The sequence below is a fragment of the Legionella brunensis genome (assembly GCF_001467025.1).
Classification (GTDB): Bacteria; Pseudomonadota; Gammaproteobacteria; order Legionellales; family Legionellaceae; genus Tatlockia; species Tatlockia brunensis.
Genome location: NZ_LNXV01000015.1, coordinates 1 through 19,184 on the forward strand (window position 1 = coordinate 1; position 19,184 = coordinate 19,184).

A 19,184-nucleotide genomic window follows, 5' to 3' on the forward strand; every position below is an offset into this window, starting at 1 on the left:
GCAATGGTAGCTACTGCTTTGCCTAAAAAAGATGATAAGGAGTAAATACCGTGCGTGAAGAGCCTAATTTCAAACACTATACCCGTGGTGGACAAATTAGTTTCCATAATCTTAGGATGTGGGATCAAATCACCAAAACCTTAACGTTTTTTTGTCTTTTTTTATGGATTGTCTTCACAAGCCTAATTACCTGGTGTGTTTCTTCCTATGAGCAGGTGCAACAAGCGCTAGCCTATTACGCTGCCTGTTTTTTTAATCTATTGGGTCAAAAACATGACTTTACTTTGCCCTTTCATGGGAAAAACTACCATCAAACGGTGGAGTCACTTCTTCATTTTCCCTATTTTAAAAGTAACGCGAACCACATGATTGATTCAATTGGAAAGTCCGCTTTGGCTGGATTTTTTCTCGCCTTCTTCCTAGGTATTGCTCTGGCGTTTTACTTCATTAAACGAGGAAAAGCACAACACGCTAACGAATTTATACGTGGAAGTCGCCTTAGTACTATGGATAAGGTAAAGCATCAAATCATTGCGGAAAGGCTATCTTCGGATATTGTCATTGATGGATTTCCGCTGATTTCTGGCAGTGAAGTGCAACACATGTTAGTGCATGGCACTGTCGGCACAGGAAAAAGCCAATTGATTATGAAAGTCCTGGATGCTTTGCGCAAAAGAGGGGATAGAGTCATTGTTTATGACAAAGGTTGTGCTTTTATTCCTTATTTTTTTAACCCAACTCAAGATGTCATTTTAAATCCTTTTGATGAAAGATGTCCTAATTGGGACATGTGGCTTGAAGCGCCTCGTGATTCTGATTTTGAAAACATGGCAGAAAGTCTTATTCCAATGCATGGGGAATCCGATCCATTTTGGGTGAATGCTGCTCGAACCGTCTTTTCTTCTTGTGCTTCTAAAATGCGTCAAGACAAAGACCGTTCTATTGAAAAGTTGCTTAAATTGCTTTTAACGGGTGAATTTTCTCACCTTGAGGAGTATCTTAAAGGAACGCCTGCAGCCACTTTAGTCAGTGGTAAAATAGAAAAAACGGCTATTTCTATACGTTCAGTTATCACCACCTATTTAAAATCCCTCATTAGTTTATCAGGGTTAAGTTCAACAGATAGAACCCCTTTTTCCATTCGCGATTACATTTTAAATGAATATGATAATGGTTGGCTTTTTATTTCTTCCAATGGTGAACAGCATAAATCACTAAAACCTTTAATGTCGATGTGGTTAGCAATGGCATCATTGACCATGCTAAGTCTGACGCCAAATTCAGCACGTCGTATTTGGTTTATTTGTGATGAACTACCTAGCTTACATCGATTGCCTCTATTAGGAGAGACCATCGCTGAGGTTAGAAAATTTGGTGGTTGCTTTTTATTAGGAATGCAAAGCTTTTCACAGCTTACAAAAGTCTATGGCCAATCAGGTGGTGCCAAAGAATTGTTTGACTTACTCAATACCCGATTTTTCTTCAGAAGTCCTAGTGCTGATATGGCGCGTTTGGTATCAAGTGAGCTTGGTGAAGAAGAAATTGAAGAATCACGCGAGAATTATTCCTATGGTGCTAATAGTATTCGTGATGGCATTTCGCTTTCCAATCAAAGGGTTACTCGCCCAATCGTCACCTATCCAGAAATTCTCGAATTGGAAGATTTATCGTGTTATGTCCGACTACCCGGCAACTACCCCATAACAAAGCTTACCTTAGCGCATCAAAATCGTACTAAAGATTTCAAAGGATTTGTTGAGCGTCAATTTGCTTTTGAGGAGTCAGTGCAAATGATGATTAAAGAAGAAAGTGGTTCCGTAAATGAGGAACGTGGTGGAATGGCAAAGCATTACAACAAGCCTGGTGAAATTCAATTTGAAGTTTAACCACAAGGAGAAAACATGCTGAGTATCCAGCCACTTAAATCAGCCCAAGGTGCTGCTGATTACTATTCAAAAGCATTTAATTATTATGCAGGTGATTCAGAGGCCTTGCATTGGTTAGGGCAGGGGAGTCAAATTCTTAAGCTTTCAGATACGGTTCAAAAAGAACAAATGCTTGCTTTGTTAGAAGGAAAGCTTCCTGATGGCAAGAAACTATCTAACCGTGAAGGCGAACATCGTCCTGGTTTTGATATGACGTTTTCTGCCCCTAAATCTGTCTCTATTTTAGTAGGGCTAGGTATAGCCCCTGAATTAGTTAAGTTTCATGATGAAGCTGTTCAATTTACGATAGGCCAACTTGAAAAGGAATTTGCCGAAACTAGAGTCTCACGACAGGGTGAAATTTTTTTTGAAAAGACAGGAAATTTAATTGTAGCAGCCTTTAGACAACCTACTTCTCGTGCCAATGATCCTGCCTTACATACCCATTGCGTCACAATGAATATAACTTTTCACGAGGGTAGGGCGCGTTCACTCGCAAGCGACGCAAAAAGAAATCACGGCGTCATCGAGCAAATTCAAAGTAACGCCCATTACTGCGGCCAGATTTATCGCAATTTCTTGGCCAATAAACTTAAAGAAGCCAATTTTCCTATTCGATTAGTTGGGAATGGTTTATTTGAAATTGAAGGTATACCTGAGGAAATCATGAGCGAATTTTCCTCAAGACGAAAGGATATATTGGATTACATGGCGAATAGGGGCTTAAGTGGCGCTAAAAATGCATCAGTTGCCACAGTGAATACACGTAATTATAAGGAAGAACACGATCTTAATCTCCTCAAAGAAGATTGGAAAAAACGCGCTAAAGAATTAGGATTTGATGCAGATTCGTTTATGAAAAATCGAGCTAAATCCCAGTCAACTTCTTGGATTTCTGGCTTTAAAGAACGATTATTGGAATTTGTTAGGGATAGTCGGAAGCTAAACAATTCCGAAAAGGATGAAGCATCCTCTTGCATTAAAGTGGCGATTGAAACATTAAGTCAGCGAACTTCGATTTTTTCAGAAAGATTGTTGGCTCAGGAAGCAATGAAACATAGTCTTATGTCTCCCAATGCGATTTCTCATCAATCCCTCGTACAGTCCATTCAACAAGAAATAAAGAATCAAACATTATATGAAACAACGTGCCCCGAAAGTGGAATTAGACTATTAACCACACCTTGGCTTTTAACTTTAGAAGTAGAATCCATAGCGAGAATTGAGCAAAACAAAGGAGCAGTGAAAGCCGTCACCACCCAAAACGTGGTGAAATCTTTCCAGAAAGAAAGAAACGCTTTATTAACCTATCCCATGACCAACTCTCAAAAAGAATCAATGAAAGTATTATTAACGAGTCAAGATCGGTACTTGGCTATACAAGGTTTTGCAGGTGTTGCAAAAACCTCAATGCTGTCTGAAGCAAAACATCTTATCGAATCTAAAGGTTTTAAGCTTCGTGGCGTGACTGTTGCAAGTTCAGCTGCTCATGAACTGCAAGAAAAATCAGGAATAAAAACTGATGTATTCCCCCTTGTGCATCAAGAATTAAAAAAAGCTCCGACTGCATCTTTAGCAAAAACAATATTCATTACCGATGAAGCATCCATGCTTTCCTCTCATCAAGGTCATGAATTGATTAAACAAATTGAACGAGTAGGTGCACGTCTTGTTTTAGTTGGAGATAAAGCACAGTTACCGAGTGTCAATGCTGGCCGAATCTTTGGTTTAACGCAAGAATACGGCATTAAGACCACTGTTATGGATGAGATAGTTCGACAAAAAAATGAAACTTTAAAAAAAGCAGTGATGGCCTCTACGAAAGGAAATGTTCAAGAGGCAATAGAGAATTTAGAAGTTAAAACACTCTCAACACATGAAGAACGCATCGCATGGATTGCTAGTCATTGGCTATCGTTATCCCCTCAAGAACGCGATAAAACCTTACTATTTGCTCCAACCCATGCCAATAGGGAAGAAATTACAAGTCTTATCCGAAATGGATTGAAACAAGAAGGTGTTTTAAACGATGAACCAATCATTCAAACCATACTAAAAACTAAATCAGTAGAGTCCATACAACAACGATTTGTTTCCAATTATCACAAAGGAAATAGAGTGCGTTTCAACCAGGATTTTAAGGGAGCGAAAATAAAAGCAGGAAATTACTATACCGTTGCAGAGATTAGTAAAAAAAATCGTCAAAATAATGTGTTACCGTTAATTGATGAAAGGGGTAACGCCATAAAATTTAAACTGGATAACCTGCCAAACTACAAAACACATACCGCACCCTTTGAACGAATCATTGAAGTTTATGAAGCTAAGCCACTAGAACTTAGAGTTGGAGACAAAGTCATGTGGACACGAAATTTTAAAACAGATGACATTCGTAATGGGCTGTGTGCGACGGTTAAAGAAATTAAAGAAAAGTCGTTAGTTTTTTTAACAAAAGAAGGTCAGCAATTAATATTTGAAAAATTACATCCAGCCTTAAAACACCTCGATTACAGTTATGTGCTTACCAATTATAAAGTTCAAGGTAAAGATGCACCCTATGGTATTGGATTAATGGAATCCTATCATCGCTTTGGCACCACTTTAAATAATTTTTATGTTCAAATTTCAAGAGCAATACAAGGGATGACATTAGTCACGGATAATAAAGAAGAGCTGGTGCATGCAATTCAAAAAAACTCCATGGAAAAACCGGCATCCCTAGATATTATTTCAAGTCAACAACTGCTTAATCACGAGAGCCGTTTTAGCTCCCAACAAATCTCCCTACATGCAGTAATTGAGAAGAGAAAATCGCTTGAAAAAAAAATAGTTTCTCAAATATTAGATCAACAAAATAACCTTCATGAACACATGGCTAAAAAGAATCAACCTGAATTAAATAAAGAATTAGAGCTATAAAAAAAGGAGAAGATTTATGTCGCGTTTAACGATTTCATTACCCGATAATTTGCATCAACATCTATCTGCATTAGCTATAAATAATAACGAATCGATGTCCAATTTAATTAATCGATTGATTCGAATAGGATTGCAACATTGGTTTAAGAATGAAGATAATTCCAGAGAGAATCCAGCCGTAGAACAATATTGTCATCAATTAATAATTCAGATGAATGCGCTTATTAAAAATATGTCCGTTGAGATGTTAAAATTAGATAAAGAAGATTTAGAAAAACTACAGCAAGCAGCGGCTATCAAATATAGCGAACTTAGTAACAATCATTAAACTTGTGATGAGCCCATGGTGAAATCGATGGTGAAGCGCATGAGATTTGTAGTAAGAAGGTCATGAAAAATATGAATTCTTAAAATTATCTCTTCACCATTGTTGTTCATCAACTCTTCATCACCTTTTATGTGTTTCATTTCCGAATATTCTTGTAGAATCCCTTATGGGATAAGGGCTTTGATAGCATATATCAATAATGCGAAAGGTGTGCTTGTTCTCAAAAAAGCTCCTGCTTACTTTATTAAGAACTGAATAATTTTATTATCTAATCGATAGCTTTTTAAGCGCAGTTTAATTGCGCGTCTGTGATTGACCAAACTATCTCAATTAATTTATATTTTATTCAAAGAATAAAAAAATGGAATTTACAGAATGGCTCTATTTTTAGTTATAGTTTTTGTGGTTTTATTTCTAGTAATTGGTACTCTACTTCCTGGTGGAAGACCTACTAAGTTAAACCATGATAATAATTCAAAACAAACCCGATATAATCCTGCTGCAGGACTTCCCATGATTGGTGGATTGGATTGCATGGGAAACTCTATTGGTTCCAGTGCATCTGATAGAAACAATTATTGGAATAATCATTTTCATAATCACTCAACGTATAATAGCAGCAGTTATGATCCATTTAACAATCGATATTAACGACAACTGAGATGGGTTATAAAACTTCGAATATCCTCTTTTTAGCAGGTTTTTTTAACATCAATTATGCCTATAGCCCTTTCAGATCATGAAAAAGAAACAATTCGTCTGGTGGATAATCAAGTGAAACTATTGCTTGAAAGAAAAACCCAAGATCATATTATTATTTCTACCCTATTTGATTTCATACCAGAGGTGCGCTGTATGGTCACATCAACTTGTGAAAATCAGTTCAATTTGTATTGCCAAGAATACCAACACTTTAATTTTTTTCTGCAATTAATTAATCAATCTTCATTGTAATAAATTATTTACTTATTTTGATAGACGCTTTTTTGTTCAATATTTAAACTTTAATCTTAAGTCTAATTATCGAAGTAATCAGACCTTATCGAAGGATACTTTGCTTATGGATGCCCTCTCCTGTTTATATTACTCTTTAACTTGTGCAAGATAAGTTGAAAAATAAAATAAGATTCAGTTAGAGTTTAGAAATTTTTAAAGTTGAGGAATCACTTTGCCTACTATTGAAAACAACAAAAAATTTTCCAGTTTTTTTCTGAAAGTCGCCACACCATATCGGTGGTGGTTCCTAGCAATGATTATGGTAGGTATTTATTCCTCTATACACAGTGTTATTCAACCTTATGTACTTAAGGTTATCTTAGACCGTGTAACTACATCTGGAGCAACCTCCTTTGTCTCGAAGTGCCTACCACCCGCTTTATTACTAATTATTCTCAGTTTTTTAATCACTCTTGTATGGAGATTTTACAACTTTTTAGTACTCAAATCATTACCAAGAATAAAAGCTGATATTGTAACTATTGCCACAGAGCACTTAAGAAACCAGTCATATGCCTTTTTTCAAAATAGAATGAGTGGTGATATCAGCGCTAAAATTTCAGATTTAACCAATAATATCCAAAATCATGTCAATACGTGGTTCAATATCGCAAGACAAGCCTTAACCATCACATTATCAATTTTTATGGTAGGGACTGTTAGTTGGTACTTTAGCGCTATTTTTCTGGTTGTATCTGCTGTTTTTATCTATTTATCGTACTATTGTGCGTCTAGCATTAGACCCTATGCAAAAGATTATGCAGAAGCAAAATCTAAATATTCTGGCGCCATCGTTGATTGTTTTAGCAATATTTTAAATGTGCTGCTGTTTGCAAGGGAAAATCATGAAGCAAAATATTTAGCCCACAACACAAATCTGGCTTTAGAAAAAGAAACTAAAATGCAGGTTAAGAATATGCTAAATGCATCATTGCTTGGTTTTTTTGCCTGGGTCTTACAAAGTACTTCCATATTATTATTAATTTATCTGGGTTCCAAAGGCCAAATTACAGCCGGTGATTTTGCATTTGTATTTATTTTATCCATAACGGTTATTGATCTAATTTGGTATTTAACTGAAAGTTTATTAGTAGTTGGAGAACAAGCAGGTGTTTGTCAGAATGCTCTTGACACCATTTTCACCCCTCACTTACAACCTTTAAACTCGGCAAAAAGTAAACTAAGAATTCGAGAGGGGAAAATTGAATTCAAGGATGTAAATTTTAACTATATTGAAGGTAAAAAAACCATTATAGATTTTAGTCTAACAATAACAGGAGGCAATAAAATTGGTTTAGTTGGCTTTAGCGGTGCAGGCAAAAGTACTGTCGTACAGCTTATGACCAAGTTATATGATATCGATAAGGGGGATATTTTAATCGATGGGCAAAGCATCAAAGATATTCATAGACAAAGCTTGCGAGAACATATTGCTTTCATACCTCAAGATCCCTCTCTATTTCATCGTTCTATTTTTGAAAATATTCAATATGGTTGCACAGAAGCCAATCATGAGCAAATCATTAGTGCCGCCAAGCAAGCACATGCTCATGAGTTTATTAGCCAACTGCCGCAAGGATATGAAACTTTTGTTGGTGAAAAAGGCGTTAAATTATCTGGCGGGCAAAGGCAGAGGATAGCGATTGCTAGAGCTATTTTAAAAAATGCACCAATTTTAATCTTGGATGAGGCAACCAGTTCGCTAGACTCCATTACAGAAGAACTTATTAAGAAATCGCTGAACTCTGCAATGAAAAATAGAACAGTTATAGTCATTGCCCATAGACTTTCAACCCTTCTGTCAATGGACACAATTGTAGTTATGGATCAAGGAAAAATTATAGAGCAAGGTAGCCATAGTGAGCTAATTACCCTAAATGGTTTTTATAAAAACCTGTGGGATGCGCAAAGTGGTCATAGCCTTATTTAAAATATTCTACCGAAAATATCTTAGTGGATTATTTGGAGTATAAGACCACATATTCTGACCCTCAAATGAAGTCACTATCTCGCTTCCAGCTCCCCTCCTCTTAGTTTGGTTTTACGATTAATCAGACTTAATTTAGCATTATACTCGCTTCTTTTTCCATTAAGGCTCGGTGGAAAATCAAGCTCAAATAATCCTATTCAATAGTGTAGATTTGCCACGCGCTGCGTGGCAAATTTGCAAAGTAAAATTGTATAATATAGTTTATTTACCACTAAACTCGGATTCCATATTTTTAGTTAGAGCTTCTTTTTGAATTGTGCCGACACTGTCGGCATTATAGAAATATTATCAACTAGCTAATGCTGCTAATACATGTTCAGGATCTTTATTTATTGCGCGAAGAAGAGCTTTTGCGGGACCTGTTGGCTCTCTTCTTCCCTGCTCCCAATTTCTTAATGTTCCAATATTTACATCGATTAAATGACAAAATTTTTCTTGGGTTAGACCTGTTTTTTTTCTAATTTCTTTTACATGAACAGCATCCACTACGAACTCACGTGAAGGAACACGCTCACCATCAATAATTTCGTTCATCTGAGTCATACTTTCGTATAATCGTTCAAATAATTTTTTATCCATGATTACCACCGTTCATTTAATTGCCGTAACATTCTCTTTTGATCTGAAGATAGATCATCTTGAATACCTTTTTTATAAATAAGTAAAAGTCTTATCTGTGAAGCAGGAGTTACATAATAATAAATAATTCTAACACCGCCTCGCTTCCCTTTGCCTTGAGATGACCATCGAACCTTTCGCAGCCCGCCGGTTTGCTGAATTAAGTCTCCAGCTAAAGGATTATCAGCAAGATACTCTTGAAACTCAGCATATTCCTCATCAGATAACAATTCTTTCACGTCTTCTGTAAAAATTGGAGTTTCAATAAAAATCATAGCTATTCTTATTTTTCTTTGATGATTAAAGTATATAAGTTGAATTAAAGTAAGTCAATGACGTAGTTATGGCTGTATATAAAACGGGGGTTTTTCTTACTGTTTATAACGCTCTTAAAAATTGGAAATTTTTATATCAAAATAAGTAAAGATATATAGTAAATAATTCTATGTTAATTTATTATTTATTTTATTGAGTTATTTAACCAATGAGCGAGTTATGTTAATTGGATATGCCAGAGTTTCAACTGATGATCAAAATTTAAACTTACAACATGATGCTTTAAAAAATGCTGGATGCAAACGTATTTTTGATGACAAAGTTTCGGGAGGCAAAAGTCAAAGGCCAGGTTTAGAGGCAGCACTAGAATTTGCTCGAGAAGGCGATATTATTATTGTTTGGCGTTTAGATCGGCTAAGTCGATCACTGAAAGATCTAATTGAAATGGTTGCCATTCTTGATTCAAAAAAAATAGGGTTGCGGAGCCTTAATGAATCTATTGACACTTCGTCAAGTTCAGGGAAGCTAATCTTTCATGTATTTGGCGCGTTAGCAGAGTTCGAACGAAATCTGATACGAGAGCGTACCCATGCAGGACTTCAAGCAGCCAGGGCGAGAGGACGGAATGGGGGAAGACCTAAAAAGCTTTCCGATGATAAGGCGAAATTAGCGTTACAACTTTATAAAGAAAAACAACACAGCATTAATCAAATATGTAATTTAATTGGAATTTCAAAGCCAACATTATACAAATATATAAAGAGCTCATAATAAGGAGTTTATAGATATGACTGATAGCCGCTTATTTTCCCTTCATTATTCGGCTGATACTACAAAATATGAAGATAAAAAAAAATTTAGAAATAGAATGATAAAATATTTGCATGATGTAATTAATGAAGTTGATCCCCAAAATACTCAAAAACTTTGCCGGCAGCAAATGGGTATAACTATCCCGGCCTATCGTAGCTCAATAAATATACTTAACTTTATATATGATGTTGAAAATGAATTTTGCAAAGAAGAAATTGAAATACACAATATTTTAGATTTGATTACTGTAGTTTATGATTCTTGGGATCAAATAAATTCCCATTCATTAAAGTCAATTAGAGAAAAATATGTAATTAATATAAATAAAATATTTTCTGAAGAATCAATGTGCTATGTGCTACATGATGATGGTAAGGTTCGCTATTATCCAGACGAAGAATTTCAACTACTAGTAAAAAGTACACTAAGCGAGTTGAACAATAAATCTTATGCCGCATATTTGAAACAATTTAATAATGTTCTTGATGAATTTTATAAAAAACGTAGTGAAGAATCCCCTATTCAAAGTTTCTTTGCTTTAATAGAATCCTTTGTACTAGCCATTACAAAGAAAGGATATAAACAACTAAATGCACAATCGGTTGAGGAACTCCATAAAATAATCAGCAGTAAAGTAAACAATTATACCCCTAATGATTTAAATGCACTTGAGGGATTTAAAGAAGGATTAATGAGCTGGATTAAAATGTGTCATAAGTATCGTCATGGTAAAGGTACTCATGCACATGCCATTGTACCCATAGAAATTTTCGATTACATATTTTCTGCTGGAATTTCAATATATAGATCTTTATTACAGCTAAATGAAAAATTTCAATTAGGCATTTAACAATGGATCATTTTATTACGAACTATTTAATCTAGAGATGACATGTAACTTGGGCTTAATTAATCAACTAGACGAATTTTTATTTATATGCAAAGAATGTGAGGAAGCATCTAGCGTAACCAGACTTCCAATTGGTAAAACACAGTTATTCACTCCATGACTATATGGGAAATTTTTAAGGCAAGGTACTTTAACACGCCCTGCCCATTCATTTATAACGTCATCGATAGTTCCCTCTGTATCGTCTTTAGAAATACAATCTTCAAATTGACCAAATACAATCCCTGAAACCTGAACTAATATTCCTGCCAAATCTAAATGAGAAATCATTCTATCTATATTATAGGGTTCAGTGCCTACGTCTTCTAATAACAAAATTTTATTTTTAAAATCAGGCTGATAAGGTGTCCCCATTAAAGAGGTAATCAGTGATAAATTTCCACCTACTAATTTACCTTTAATTATACCTTCATGAATAATCTGTCCACCTTGGACAGAATAAGCTTCATTAAACAAACAAGATAAAAATGTTTTTTCTAATAACGGATTAAGCGGGAGAGTAAGTGTATATCCACTGTAGGAAATTAAGCCTGTTTTTTTTAGAATCCCTAATTGCAAAGCTGTTGTATCGCTGAACCCAACAAGAATTTTTGGGTTTTTTGATATGATATGATAATCAAGCAAAGGTAAAATTCGTTGTGAACCTTGCCCTCCTCTACTAACAATAATAGCTTTGACCTCTGGGGCTTTAAAAAAATCCATTATATCTTTTGCCCGATTTCCATCGCTCCCAGCTAAAAATCTATCCTCTTCTTCAAAATGAGATCCAAATCTTATATTAAATCCCATGGATTGGAGATAATGAATTCCTTTATCAATTGACTTTGATCTTAATGGACTTGAAGGAGAAACAACACCTATGGTATCGCCTTTTTTTAAAGGATTTGGATTAATAATTTTCATAATACATTAATCATTTAATATGGTTTGTATTTTAATATGATTCTTTTAATCTAAACCACATCAAAAAATATTTGCTCTTAGGTTTTTGTCTGATATTAAGAAACTCACCATATCAAAAGATCATATTAAGATCTTATCCATCTCAAACGTTTGATTTCTGTCGCTTCGTCAGTACAGCAAATAAGTTTATTTTTCATCGAAAATATCTAGTTTGTGAAAGATAAGGTACGTTATCTAGCTCAAATAATACTATGCTATTTTTAAATAGCTAAGGTAATTTAGCTTGCAAAAATTTCATATTATATATATCATATATCGATAATTGATATATAATTTAATTATGATAATTAATTTTCAGGATAAATTAACCGAAGATGTTTTTAATGGAGTGAGTAGTCGTTACTCAAGAAAGCTTCCTAGTGAATTGCATAAAAAAGCACAACGGAAGTTAGACATGATTCATGCGGCTACCATCATTGATACACTAAAAATTCCACCAAGTAATAAATTGTCAAAGTTAACTGGCAATTTATCAGAATTTTGGCGTATTAAAATTGATAAGCAGTGGGCAGTAATTTTCAGATGGGAAAATGGAAATGCTTACGATGTATGTATCCTTGATTATCATGACTAAGGAGATAACTATGTTACCAACACACAGAGCCCCCACCCTTCCAGGTGAAATGCTTTTAGAGGAATTTCTTAAACCGATGAACTTAACACAAAAGGCTTTTGCCACTCATCTAGGGTGGACTTACGCGAAACTCAACGAAATTGTACACGGTAGAAGAGGAATTACACCAGAAACAGCTTTGGACCTAGCAGATGCATTGAGCATGGAACCTGAGTTTTGGCTTAATCTACAAAGAGATTGGGATTTATGGCATGCTAAACAGAAACACAAAGCAATCGTAAAAATCCAAATTCTTAGTCAGAATCATGAGCTGAGGGCATAATATTTTTATTTCCCTCCAGCTCTCAAATATTACTGCGCATCCATTAATTTCCCAAGTTCCTTCTTGTCGTTGGTTATCGTATTAGTCACTTGCAATGGTTCAAGGTTAAGTAGTTGACAAATACATTAATTTATGTACAATGTGCATTGGTTTTATGTACTTGATTTATGGAATAATCAATATGGATGTTGAAAAAAAATTAAGTGCTGCCACTACTGATAAAAATCTAAATATGCTTCGGGATAAGCTTAACAAGACTTACCGAAAAATTAATCATAAACGACACGAATGTTTAACTCCTCACTGTAAACAGGATTTAGGTTCCACTCAAAATTGTCATGCCATATCAAAGACAAATATTAGAACATATGAGCCCCAACCTAATTCGTTAATAAAAATTGTAAAAGACGTTTTTCAAACTCTTTTTCCTGGAGAAGAGGGAAGGAAATTTTTTGAGCAATTTAGTATCAACAATGATCCAACTTTTAAAGGATTCTGTAACGATTGTGATCGACTTCTTTTTAATGAAGTAGACGGTTACCTACATGTTTCAGGAACAGAAATACCAGATATAGTCCTTCTTCAATTACATTACCGTTTGGTTTGCTACGGTATAATTGACCTGGAAAGGCTAAAAATTTTAAATGAAGGACTTTTAAATTACACGGAAAGTTTTCAGCCGGGAAGTGAATGGTGTAATACATTAAAGAATGAGATTATTCCTAAAACCGCCCTAGTGTACACTCAGCATCTTCAAGTAAAAGAAAAGTGTGAATATTACCTCAACAAAATAAAGCAATCAGGTATGTTACCACCCCAAATGCCAAAAATATTTCTAGAAGGAAATAAGACAAATCCCCTATGCTTTGGTCGAGTTGGTTATTATGCCTATCAATACGCTTATTCAGAGGAAGAAGTAATTTCAAAGTTCTTTTATTTTCTCCCCTTTGCGACTTTCTCAAGTATTGTTGGTGAACGGGGCGAAAGTCACTTGGTTTTTACTTCTTTGACAGAAGATGCCGCTCATCTGGTTCCAATTATTAGAGTATTAGAGCAACCAAATTGGAAAGATATAATAGCTAATAAAATTTACAATTTTTCTGATGGATGTATATTAAGGCATATGCATGCAGGTATGAATGGCGTAAAAATTAATGACACACTAAACTATTTTATAGAAAACTCAGGATTAGCTGCCTGAGTTTGAATTAATTGTTTCGCCTTTTCTGTTAGTCTATTATCCATTTTTAACTCGGAATATACCATTAACATCAACATGCAAGGTATTGTTAATGCAAGAATCATTATTAAATGAGCTTTTAGCCAATCCAGATTACAAAATTCTTAGGCGTCTATCCAACGAATTCGAGTCAATCTTAAATCAAGACCCTAAAATCTTTGTTGCAACCATTGTTGATTTAGAAACGATGGGAATGGATGCGCAAACCAACGAAATTATTGAAATAGGCTTATTATCTTTTGCTTTTACAAACGGCGATGGTGTTATAAATATTCTTGATAGCTACAATGAATTACAAGATCCCGGTAAATTGATCCCACCTGAAATAACCAAAATAACAGGGATTACTAATGGAGACGTTCAAGGAAAAGCTATCGATTGGAACACTGTACATAACATTCTCAATCAATCCCACTTAATCATTTGCCACAATAGTCGATTTGACCGAAATTTTTTAGAGCTACAGACTCCTGCAATAGTAAAGAAAACCATAGAAAGGAAACCATTCGGGTGTACCCTATCAGACATTGACTGGAAAGAAAGAGGCTATGAGAGCAGTAAATTAGAATACTTAAATTTTAAATTAGGTTATTTCTATGAGGGACACCGCGCAATAATAGATTGCTGGGCAACCCTAAACTTACTATTAAACGAAGATGGAGCGTTTGATGAATTAAAAGCAAACGTCCGTAAAAAAGAAGTTTTATTATGTGCTGAAAATGCAGCGTTTGAGAAAAAGGATTTACTTCAATCTAGAAAATATCGATGGTCAGATGGTAAGAGTCGTTTACCAAAATGTTGGTATATTGTCCTAAAAAGTGAACATTTTGAAGAAGAAAAAGAATGGCTAGATACACATATCTATGAACGGCCTGGTGCTTCAGAAACATTAACTGCAATAGAAATTACTGCCCATAAACGCTATTCATTTAGAGCAGAACAAAAATAAACCATTCAAATTAAGTACTTAACCCCTTCACATAGCCCCTTTCTACCAAAAGGTAAAAAAATATTTTTAACTTTTTTCTAAATTATTCCGCAGGTTAAAATAATTATTTAAAAACAAGCCATTTTGATCTATTTACAATCGATGGCCTGCCCTCTATGATTTGATTAATGTTACAGAAATCATAATGAGAAGACCGTATGCAGCATGGTGGAAAAAGAGAGGGTGCGGGACGCCCTATAGGTAGTAATCAGTATGGCGAGCCAACTAAAACATTGCGAGTTCCTATTTCTCGCATTAATGAAGTTAAAGAATATCTTCAAAATCAGCCGAAAGGCATTCCTCTTTATAGTTCTAGAGTACGAGCAGGATTTCCCTCCCCTGCCGATGATTATATCGAATCTCATCTCGATTTAAACGAACATTTAATTAAACACCCTGCTTCAACCTTCTTTTTAATTGCTGAAGGCGATTCGATGACTGATGCCGGCATTCAGCCAGGTGACATGTTGATTGTTGATAAAAGTGTCGAACCAACTCATGGTAAAATTGTCATTGCCGCCATTGATGGAGAGCTCACCGTAAAAACCCTTTCAAAAGTAAACGGCAAAGTCCAACTTATTCCAGGTAATAAAGCCTACAAACCTATCAATATCACCGACTCACAAGATTTAGTCATTTGGGGTGTAGTTACCCATGTTATTCATCAGGCAGGATAACCATGTACGCACTGATTGATTGCAATAATTTTTACGCCAGCTGCGAGCGTCTATTTCGACCCGATTTACGAAATCTTCCCATCATTGTTTTAAGTAATAATGATGGTTGTGTGGTCGCACGGTCTAATGAATCCAAAGCGCTTGGAATTAAAATGGGGGTTCCCTACTTCGAAGTCAAAGGGCTTTGTAAACAACATAAGGTGCAAGTCTTTTCTTCCAATTACACACTGTATGGTGATTTATCGCATCGGGTCATGACAGTCATAGAAGCCAATTGGCCGGATACGGAAATCTATTCCATTGATGAAGCTTTTTTAAACTTAAAAACGTTAGCAGAGGATAAAATTGAAGCGTTTTGTACCCACTTGCAAAAAACAATTTTAACCCATACTGGCATTCCTGTTTCTATCGGAATTGGCCGCACGAAAACGCTTGCTAAAGTGGCTAATCATGTCGCCAAAAAGAAATTAAACATTCCTGTCTTTAATGTGACGCATCAAGAAAAGCACTGGCTTGCCCATCTGGAAGTGGATGACATTTGGGGCGTTGGCCGCCAATGGTATAAAAAACTCAGTAGCTTTGGTGTCACCAATGCGCTTGAGCTTTCAAAATTAAATCCGCGGTTTGTTAAAGACCGCTTTAATGTGGTCTTACAAAGAACCGTCTTGGAGCTATCAGGAAAGCCCTGTTTGGAATTGGAAGAAATCGTCCCTAAACAATCCATCATGTCCTCTTGTTCTTTTGGTGGGTTACAATCCGCTTTTGGTTTTATTCAAGAAGCAATAAGTCATCACTGTGGGACTGCTTGGGCCAAAATGCGACGACAAGGACTCATTACCCAGCATTTATCCGTTTTTGTGCGCTCAAATCCTTTTCGTGAAGATTTAGCGCAATACTCCAATTCCATTGGCTTTCGCCTGGCTAATCCCACAGATGACGTGCGTTATTTAACAACAGCAGCTAAATTGTGCCTTGAACGCATTTATCGTAAAGGAATTCAGTATCATAAATGCGGCGTCTTGCTCGCTGATTTAATTGATAAGCAATATCGCCAAATGGATTTGTTCCATCAACCCAGTGATGAGGATGTCGTTGAAACAGAGAAGATCATGAATCTGATTATGGGAATTAATCAAAAATACGGACCAAGAACCATGCGACTGGCAGCGGAAGGGTTTCGAAAGTCCTGGTCTATGAAGCGACAATTAAAATCGCCGCACTACACAACTAATTGGTCAGAACTTCCAAAGGCTTATTTGAGATAACTAGACGACTACTGGCGTGCTTTTCACGGAAAAGATTAACCTTAATCCTCTTTTGCGTATTTATTTTGATGTTTTTAAGGGTTTTTAAGACTTTTTCATGATTTTGTCCTATAACAAAGAAAGACTTAGGTTCATAGTTTCAATTAGAAGGATTAAGTATGTGCGGTCGCTTCACTATTGATACCGATTACGAAACAATTAAAGAGCAATTCGGTATTCACCAGATTGAACCGTTGCCAAATAGCTTTAATGTAGCGCCAACAGAAACAGCCCTATGTCTTATGAAAGCCAAGGAAGGACTTAGAGCCGTTCAAATGCGCTGGGGAATCGTACCTTGGTATGCAAAAGAAAGGAAAAATGCACTCTTAATCAATGCGCGAGCAGAAACGGCTGCGGAAAAACCTGCCTTTCGCCAAAGCTTAAAATACCGTCGCTGCATTATGCTGATGAGTGGTTTTTTCGAGTGGCAACATCATCTAAACGATAAAAAAACAGTCAAACAACCCTACTACATTACGAGAGCCGATCACAAACTTATGGCCGTGGCAGCCCTTTGGGAACGCTTTCAACCAGAACATGACATCATGATTCCGTCTTGTTGTGTATTAACCACAGAGCCTAATGCCTTAGTTGCTGAGCTTCATGACCGCATGCCCTGGATACTATCGGAAGAACAACAACACGAATGGCTAGACCCTGAACAATTTTCGCAGAAAGACTTAGAGACGGTGATGCATCATCAAAAAGAATTAAATCTTGCTTGTTTTCCAGTTACAAAAGCCGTTAACAGTGCGCTATATAAAGAGAAAGACGCCATTATTCCCTTAACCCAGTAAGAGTTACAGGCCGATAAACATAGATATAAAGCAATTATTTTGGAACTTTTCGGTATCTTTACGATACAGGGAGTAAGGAGAATTGTTGAGGGACGTCAGGATTGTTATTCTATAATTGTGGTTAAAATCTTGCACGGCTAACAAAACCTTATTGGAGGTCAAAAGAAAGTACGGTGAGCCAGCTTAAATTTACTAAGACGCCTAAAGTACTTTTGGTGACATCCCCTTAAAAGCAGCAACCGTTGCAAGACTAACCACTTTCTTCTATTCCTACCAAAATCCAGGAACCGTACCTTTGGGTGAGGGTTTTAAATCGTGCTCACAATCCTGATTTGAACATTGCTTTCCTTCATTGATTAAAGCCAACTTATCGTAGCGCTCTTGAAGTGATTGATGGGCATGAGACAGTCTTATTGTATCCGGAAAGGAAGCCTCCACAGGTTCTATACAAAAACAGCCCCCCAAACTCTCAGAAAAGTATTGCGTTCCAAAAAGTTGCCTATGACCAATACTGATTAAATACCTATCAAGCGCATTGGCTGTACTTTGGCCGCCTTCTTGATGATGATGTTCTGCAGCACGAAGCGCAAATAAGAAGGCTTGATAATAATGGTCAGGAATATCCCCATGTTGATAAATGAGATAAGCAGCGAAGTAGTCTTTTGAAGTAGAAATACAACCTTCGCCAAATATCTCCCCTACCCTCTTGCGGCGATTTAAATCGTTTTCCTCAATTTGTTGAAGTTCTTCTGGTGTTAATTGGCTCCAATCCGATTCACGGTCTTTTTGGTCAGCCTCGAGAAGGGTTTGCAATTCTTTTGAGCGAGAAGCTTGTAAATCAGGATTATTAACACAACCGAGATTTCCTGCAAACGCCAAATGGATTAAAACGATACTGACTAACCCTATTAAAATGCGCATTACATTTCCTTTAATTACCAGGCAAGCGAAGCTTTTCGAATTCTTCTACATTCACGGTTTTCAAGCGATTGCATGTCTCTTCGTGGGACAATTTTTCACAACTATCCAACATATAACGGCTGATTTTACCTCGCGAGCGAAAGGGCTTATCGGTCATCACCATTTGAAATAGGCAATGGTCTTTATGAACTGCAAGGATAATTTCAGCATAGTGCTCTTTAACTTGGAGATTACCTTTCGGGTAAACAGGGCTATTAAGCTCCCATACAAAATGTTGAACCTTATAATGTTGGTAGCGCTGTTTACCCTTCGTCAAATCGTTTACAAAATTGGCTATCCCGCGAGTTCCATAATACCGACAACCCTGGTCACCGTAATGTTTAAAAAACGTTTCAGAAAATCGTACCAGAGGACTTTTTTCTGTCACAAAATAATAAGGCCAGAATATCACTTTTAATACCAAATAACGCATTAATTCAGGTCTTTCTTTAAACACATTCACAGAGAGTGTTTGTTGCATGTTCTTAAAGCCAATCATCGTAACGTAGGTACGATAAAGATTGACAACAAATCCAATCACATAAAGCGTTAATAAAATATCCATTGACACTCTAATTTGTTTA

21 protein-coding genes are annotated in these 19,184 nt (G+C 36.1%); 15 read left to right on the forward strand and 6 right to left on the reverse strand.

From position 1 onward, the window contains the following. Positions 1-50: 50 nt before the first annotated feature. From traD to Lbru_RS17545, 3 genes are read left to right on the forward strand one after another with little or no spacing between them, the layout of a single operon-like run. On the forward strand, positions 51-1,886 hold the full coding sequence (traD, locus tag Lbru_RS08355; protein WP_058441745.1) for a type IV conjugative transfer system coupling protein TraD: 1,836 nt from the start codon (positions 51-53) through the stop codon (positions 1,884-1,886). A gap of 15 nt (positions 1,887-1,901) precedes the next feature. Next, complete coding sequence (gene mobF / locus Lbru_RS08360) at positions 1,902-4,844, forward strand: MobF family relaxase (RefSeq protein ID WP_058441746.1); 2,943 nt, start codon at positions 1,902-1,904, stop codon at positions 4,842-4,844. A 16-nt stretch (positions 4,845-4,860) separates the two neighbouring features. Then, positions 4,861-5,172: a hypothetical protein gene (locus Lbru_RS17545; protein ID WP_058441747.1), complete on the forward strand. Its 312-nt coding sequence runs from the start codon at positions 4,861-4,863 to the stop codon at positions 5,170-5,172. Here Lbru_RS17545 and Lbru_RS17185 read toward each other — a convergent pair. Continuing rightward, on the reverse strand, positions 5,169-5,312 hold the full coding sequence (locus Lbru_RS17185; RefSeq protein WP_157061502.1) for a hypothetical protein: 144 nt from the start codon (positions 5,310-5,312) through the stop codon (positions 5,169-5,171). The two genes, Lbru_RS17545 and Lbru_RS17185, sit on opposite strands and share 4 nt — an antisense overlap. 235 nt (positions 5,313-5,547) lie before the next feature. On the opposite strand from Lbru_RS17185, the gene Lbru_RS08370 reads away from it, so the two are divergent. The 3 genes from Lbru_RS08370 to Lbru_RS08380 all read left to right on the forward strand — a co-directional run bounded on the left by Lbru_RS08370 (position 5,548) and on the right by Lbru_RS08380 (position 8,098). Next, positions 5,548-5,823: a hypothetical protein gene (locus tag Lbru_RS08370; RefSeq protein ID WP_058441748.1), complete on the forward strand. Its 276-nt coding sequence runs from the start codon at positions 5,548-5,550 to the stop codon at positions 5,821-5,823. A gap of 66 nt (positions 5,824-5,889) precedes the next feature. Further along, on the forward strand, positions 5,890-6,126 hold the full coding sequence (locus Lbru_RS08375; RefSeq protein ID WP_058441749.1) for a hypothetical protein: 237 nt from the start codon (positions 5,890-5,892) through the stop codon (positions 6,124-6,126). A gap of 214 nt (positions 6,127-6,340) precedes the next feature. After that, positions 6,341-8,098 (forward strand): ABC transporter ATP-binding protein, encoded by a 1,758-nt coding sequence (locus tag Lbru_RS08380; RefSeq protein ID WP_058441750.1) that lies wholly within the window; start codon positions 6,341-6,343, stop codon positions 8,096-8,098. 348 nt (positions 8,099-8,446) lie between these two features. On the opposite strand, the gene Lbru_RS08385 is transcribed toward Lbru_RS08380, so the two are convergent. Together Lbru_RS08385 and Lbru_RS08390 are read right to left on the reverse strand one after the other, a co-directional pair. Next, positions 8,447-8,737, reverse strand: coding sequence for a helix-turn-helix domain-containing protein (locus Lbru_RS08385; RefSeq protein WP_058441751.1), 291 nt, complete (start codon positions 8,735-8,737; stop codon positions 8,447-8,449). Positions 8,738-8,739: 2 nt separating this feature from the next. Further along, complete coding sequence (locus Lbru_RS08390; protein ID WP_058441752.1) at positions 8,740-9,051, reverse strand: hypothetical protein; 312 nt, start codon at positions 9,049-9,051, stop codon at positions 8,740-8,742. Between the two features lie 220 nt (positions 9,052-9,271). On the opposite strand from Lbru_RS08390, the gene Lbru_RS08395 reads away from it, so the two are divergent. Beyond that, the gene (locus Lbru_RS08395; RefSeq protein WP_058441753.1) at positions 9,272-9,823 is read left to right on the forward strand and encodes a recombinase family protein; all 552 of its coding nucleotides are present in this window, start codon (positions 9,272-9,274) and stop codon (positions 9,821-9,823) included. Between the two features lie 16 nt (positions 9,824-9,839). After that, a complete protein-coding gene (locus Lbru_RS08400) occupies positions 9,840-10,715 on the forward strand; it encodes a hypothetical protein (protein ID WP_058441754.1) in 876 nt (291 codons plus the stop codon). A 63-nt stretch (positions 10,716-10,778) separates the two neighbouring features. On the opposite strand, the gene Lbru_RS08405 is transcribed toward Lbru_RS08400, so the two are convergent. Continuing rightward, complete coding sequence (locus Lbru_RS08405; protein ID WP_058441755.1) at positions 10,779-11,678, reverse strand: S66 peptidase family protein; 900 nt, start codon at positions 11,676-11,678, stop codon at positions 10,779-10,781. A gap of 340 nt (positions 11,679-12,018) precedes the next feature. Here Lbru_RS08405 and Lbru_RS08410 point away from each other — a divergent pair, with 340 nt between their 5' ends. The 7 genes from Lbru_RS08410 to Lbru_RS08440 all read left to right on the forward strand — a co-directional run bounded on the left by Lbru_RS08410 (position 12,019) and on the right by Lbru_RS08440 (position 17,640). Continuing rightward, positions 12,019-12,312, forward strand: a complete 294-nt coding sequence (locus Lbru_RS08410; RefSeq protein ID WP_058441756.1) for a type II toxin-antitoxin system RelE/ParE family toxin — start codon at positions 12,019-12,021, stop codon at positions 12,310-12,312. Positions 12,313-12,322: 10 nt separating this feature from the next. Next, positions 12,323-12,634: a HigA family addiction module antitoxin gene (locus Lbru_RS08415; protein ID WP_058441757.1), complete on the forward strand. Its 312-nt coding sequence runs from the start codon at positions 12,323-12,325 to the stop codon at positions 12,632-12,634. 181 nt (positions 12,635-12,815) lie between these two features. Beyond that, the gene (locus Lbru_RS08420; RefSeq protein WP_058441758.1) at positions 12,816-13,835 is read left to right on the forward strand and encodes a hypothetical protein; all 1,020 of its coding nucleotides are present in this window, start codon (positions 12,816-12,818) and stop codon (positions 13,833-13,835) included. A 91-nt stretch (positions 13,836-13,926) separates the two neighbouring features. Further along, positions 13,927-14,823 (forward strand): 3'-5' exonuclease, encoded by an 897-nt coding sequence (locus Lbru_RS08425; protein ID WP_058441759.1) that lies wholly within the window; start codon positions 13,927-13,929, stop codon positions 14,821-14,823. Between the two features lie 197 nt (positions 14,824-15,020). After that, entirely contained in the window at positions 15,021-15,539 is a 519-nt protein-coding gene (locus Lbru_RS08430) for a LexA family protein (RefSeq protein WP_058441760.1), read from the forward strand. A 2-nt stretch (positions 15,540-15,541) separates the two neighbouring features. After that, complete coding sequence (locus Lbru_RS08435; RefSeq protein WP_058441761.1) at positions 15,542-16,804, forward strand: Y-family DNA polymerase; 1,263 nt, start codon at positions 15,542-15,544, stop codon at positions 16,802-16,804. A 158-nt stretch (positions 16,805-16,962) separates the two neighbouring features. Beyond that, positions 16,963-17,640 carry an SOS response-associated peptidase gene (locus Lbru_RS08440; RefSeq protein ID WP_058441762.1) on the forward strand — a complete coding sequence of 226 codons (678 nt, stop codon included), beginning with the start codon at positions 16,963-16,965 and terminating at the stop codon, positions 17,638-17,640. 270 nt (positions 17,641-17,910) lie between these two features. Here Lbru_RS08440 and Lbru_RS08445 read toward each other — a convergent pair whose 3' ends face one another. Both Lbru_RS08445 and Lbru_RS08450 read right to left on the reverse strand, forming a co-directional pair. After that, complete coding sequence (locus Lbru_RS08445) at positions 17,911-18,561, reverse strand: hypothetical protein (RefSeq protein WP_058441763.1); 651 nt, start codon at positions 18,559-18,561, stop codon at positions 17,911-17,913. 10 nt (positions 18,562-18,571) lie between these two features. Then, positions 18,572-19,165, reverse strand: coding sequence for a hypothetical protein (locus tag Lbru_RS08450; protein WP_058441764.1), 594 nt, complete (start codon positions 19,163-19,165; stop codon positions 18,572-18,574). Between the last annotated feature and the right edge of the window lie 19 nt (positions 19,166-19,184).

Coding starts and splice junctions, on each gene's coding strand:
- mobF (WP_058441746.1), top strand. CDS start 1,902: ATGCTGAGTATCCAGCCACTTAAATCAGCCCAAGGTGCTGCTGATTAC.
- Lbru_RS17545 (WP_058441747.1), top strand. CDS start 4,861: ATGTCGCGTTTAACGATTTCATTACCCGATAATTTGCATCAACATCTA.
- Lbru_RS17185 (WP_157061502.1), bottom strand. CDS start 5,312: ATGAAACACATAAAAGGTGATGAAGAGTTGATGAACAACAATGGTGAA.
- Lbru_RS08370 (WP_058441748.1), top strand. CDS start 5,548: ATGGCTCTATTTTTAGTTATAGTTTTTGTGGTTTTATTTCTAGTAATT.
- Lbru_RS08375 (WP_058441749.1), top strand. CDS start 5,890: ATGCCTATAGCCCTTTCAGATCATGAAAAAGAAACAATTCGTCTGGTG.
- Lbru_RS08385 (WP_058441751.1), bottom strand. CDS start 8,737: ATGGATAAAAAATTATTTGAACGATTATACGAAAGTATGACTCAGATG.
- Lbru_RS08390 (WP_058441752.1), bottom strand. CDS start 9,051: ATGATTTTTATTGAAACTCCAATTTTTACAGAAGACGTGAAAGAATTG.
- Lbru_RS08395 (WP_058441753.1), top strand. CDS start 9,272: ATGTTAATTGGATATGCCAGAGTTTCAACTGATGATCAAAATTTAAAC.
- Lbru_RS08400 (WP_058441754.1), top strand. CDS start 9,840: ATGACTGATAGCCGCTTATTTTCCCTTCATTATTCGGCTGATACTACA.
- Lbru_RS08405 (WP_058441755.1), bottom strand. CDS start 11,678: ATGAAAATTATTAATCCAAATCCTTTAAAAAAAGGCGATACCATAGGT.
- Lbru_RS08410 (WP_058441756.1), top strand. CDS start 12,019: ATGATAATTAATTTTCAGGATAAATTAACCGAAGATGTTTTTAATGGA.
- Lbru_RS08415 (WP_058441757.1), top strand. CDS start 12,323: ATGTTACCAACACACAGAGCCCCCACCCTTCCAGGTGAAATGCTTTTA.
- Lbru_RS08420 (WP_058441758.1), top strand. CDS start 12,816: ATGGATGTTGAAAAAAAATTAAGTGCTGCCACTACTGATAAAAATCTA.
- Lbru_RS08425 (WP_058441759.1), top strand. CDS start 13,927: ATGCAAGAATCATTATTAAATGAGCTTTTAGCCAATCCAGATTACAAA.
- Lbru_RS08430 (WP_058441760.1), top strand. CDS start 15,021: ATGCAGCATGGTGGAAAAAGAGAGGGTGCGGGACGCCCTATAGGTAGT.
- Lbru_RS08435 (WP_058441761.1), top strand. CDS start 15,542: ATGTACGCACTGATTGATTGCAATAATTTTTACGCCAGCTGCGAGCGT.
- Lbru_RS08440 (WP_058441762.1), top strand. CDS start 16,963: ATGTGCGGTCGCTTCACTATTGATACCGATTACGAAACAATTAAAGAG.
- Lbru_RS08445 (WP_058441763.1), bottom strand. CDS start 18,561: ATGCGCATTTTAATAGGGTTAGTCAGTATCGTTTTAATCCATTTGGCG.
- Lbru_RS08450 (WP_058441764.1), bottom strand. CDS start 19,165: ATGGATATTTTATTAACGCTTTATGTGATTGGATTTGTTGTCAATCTT.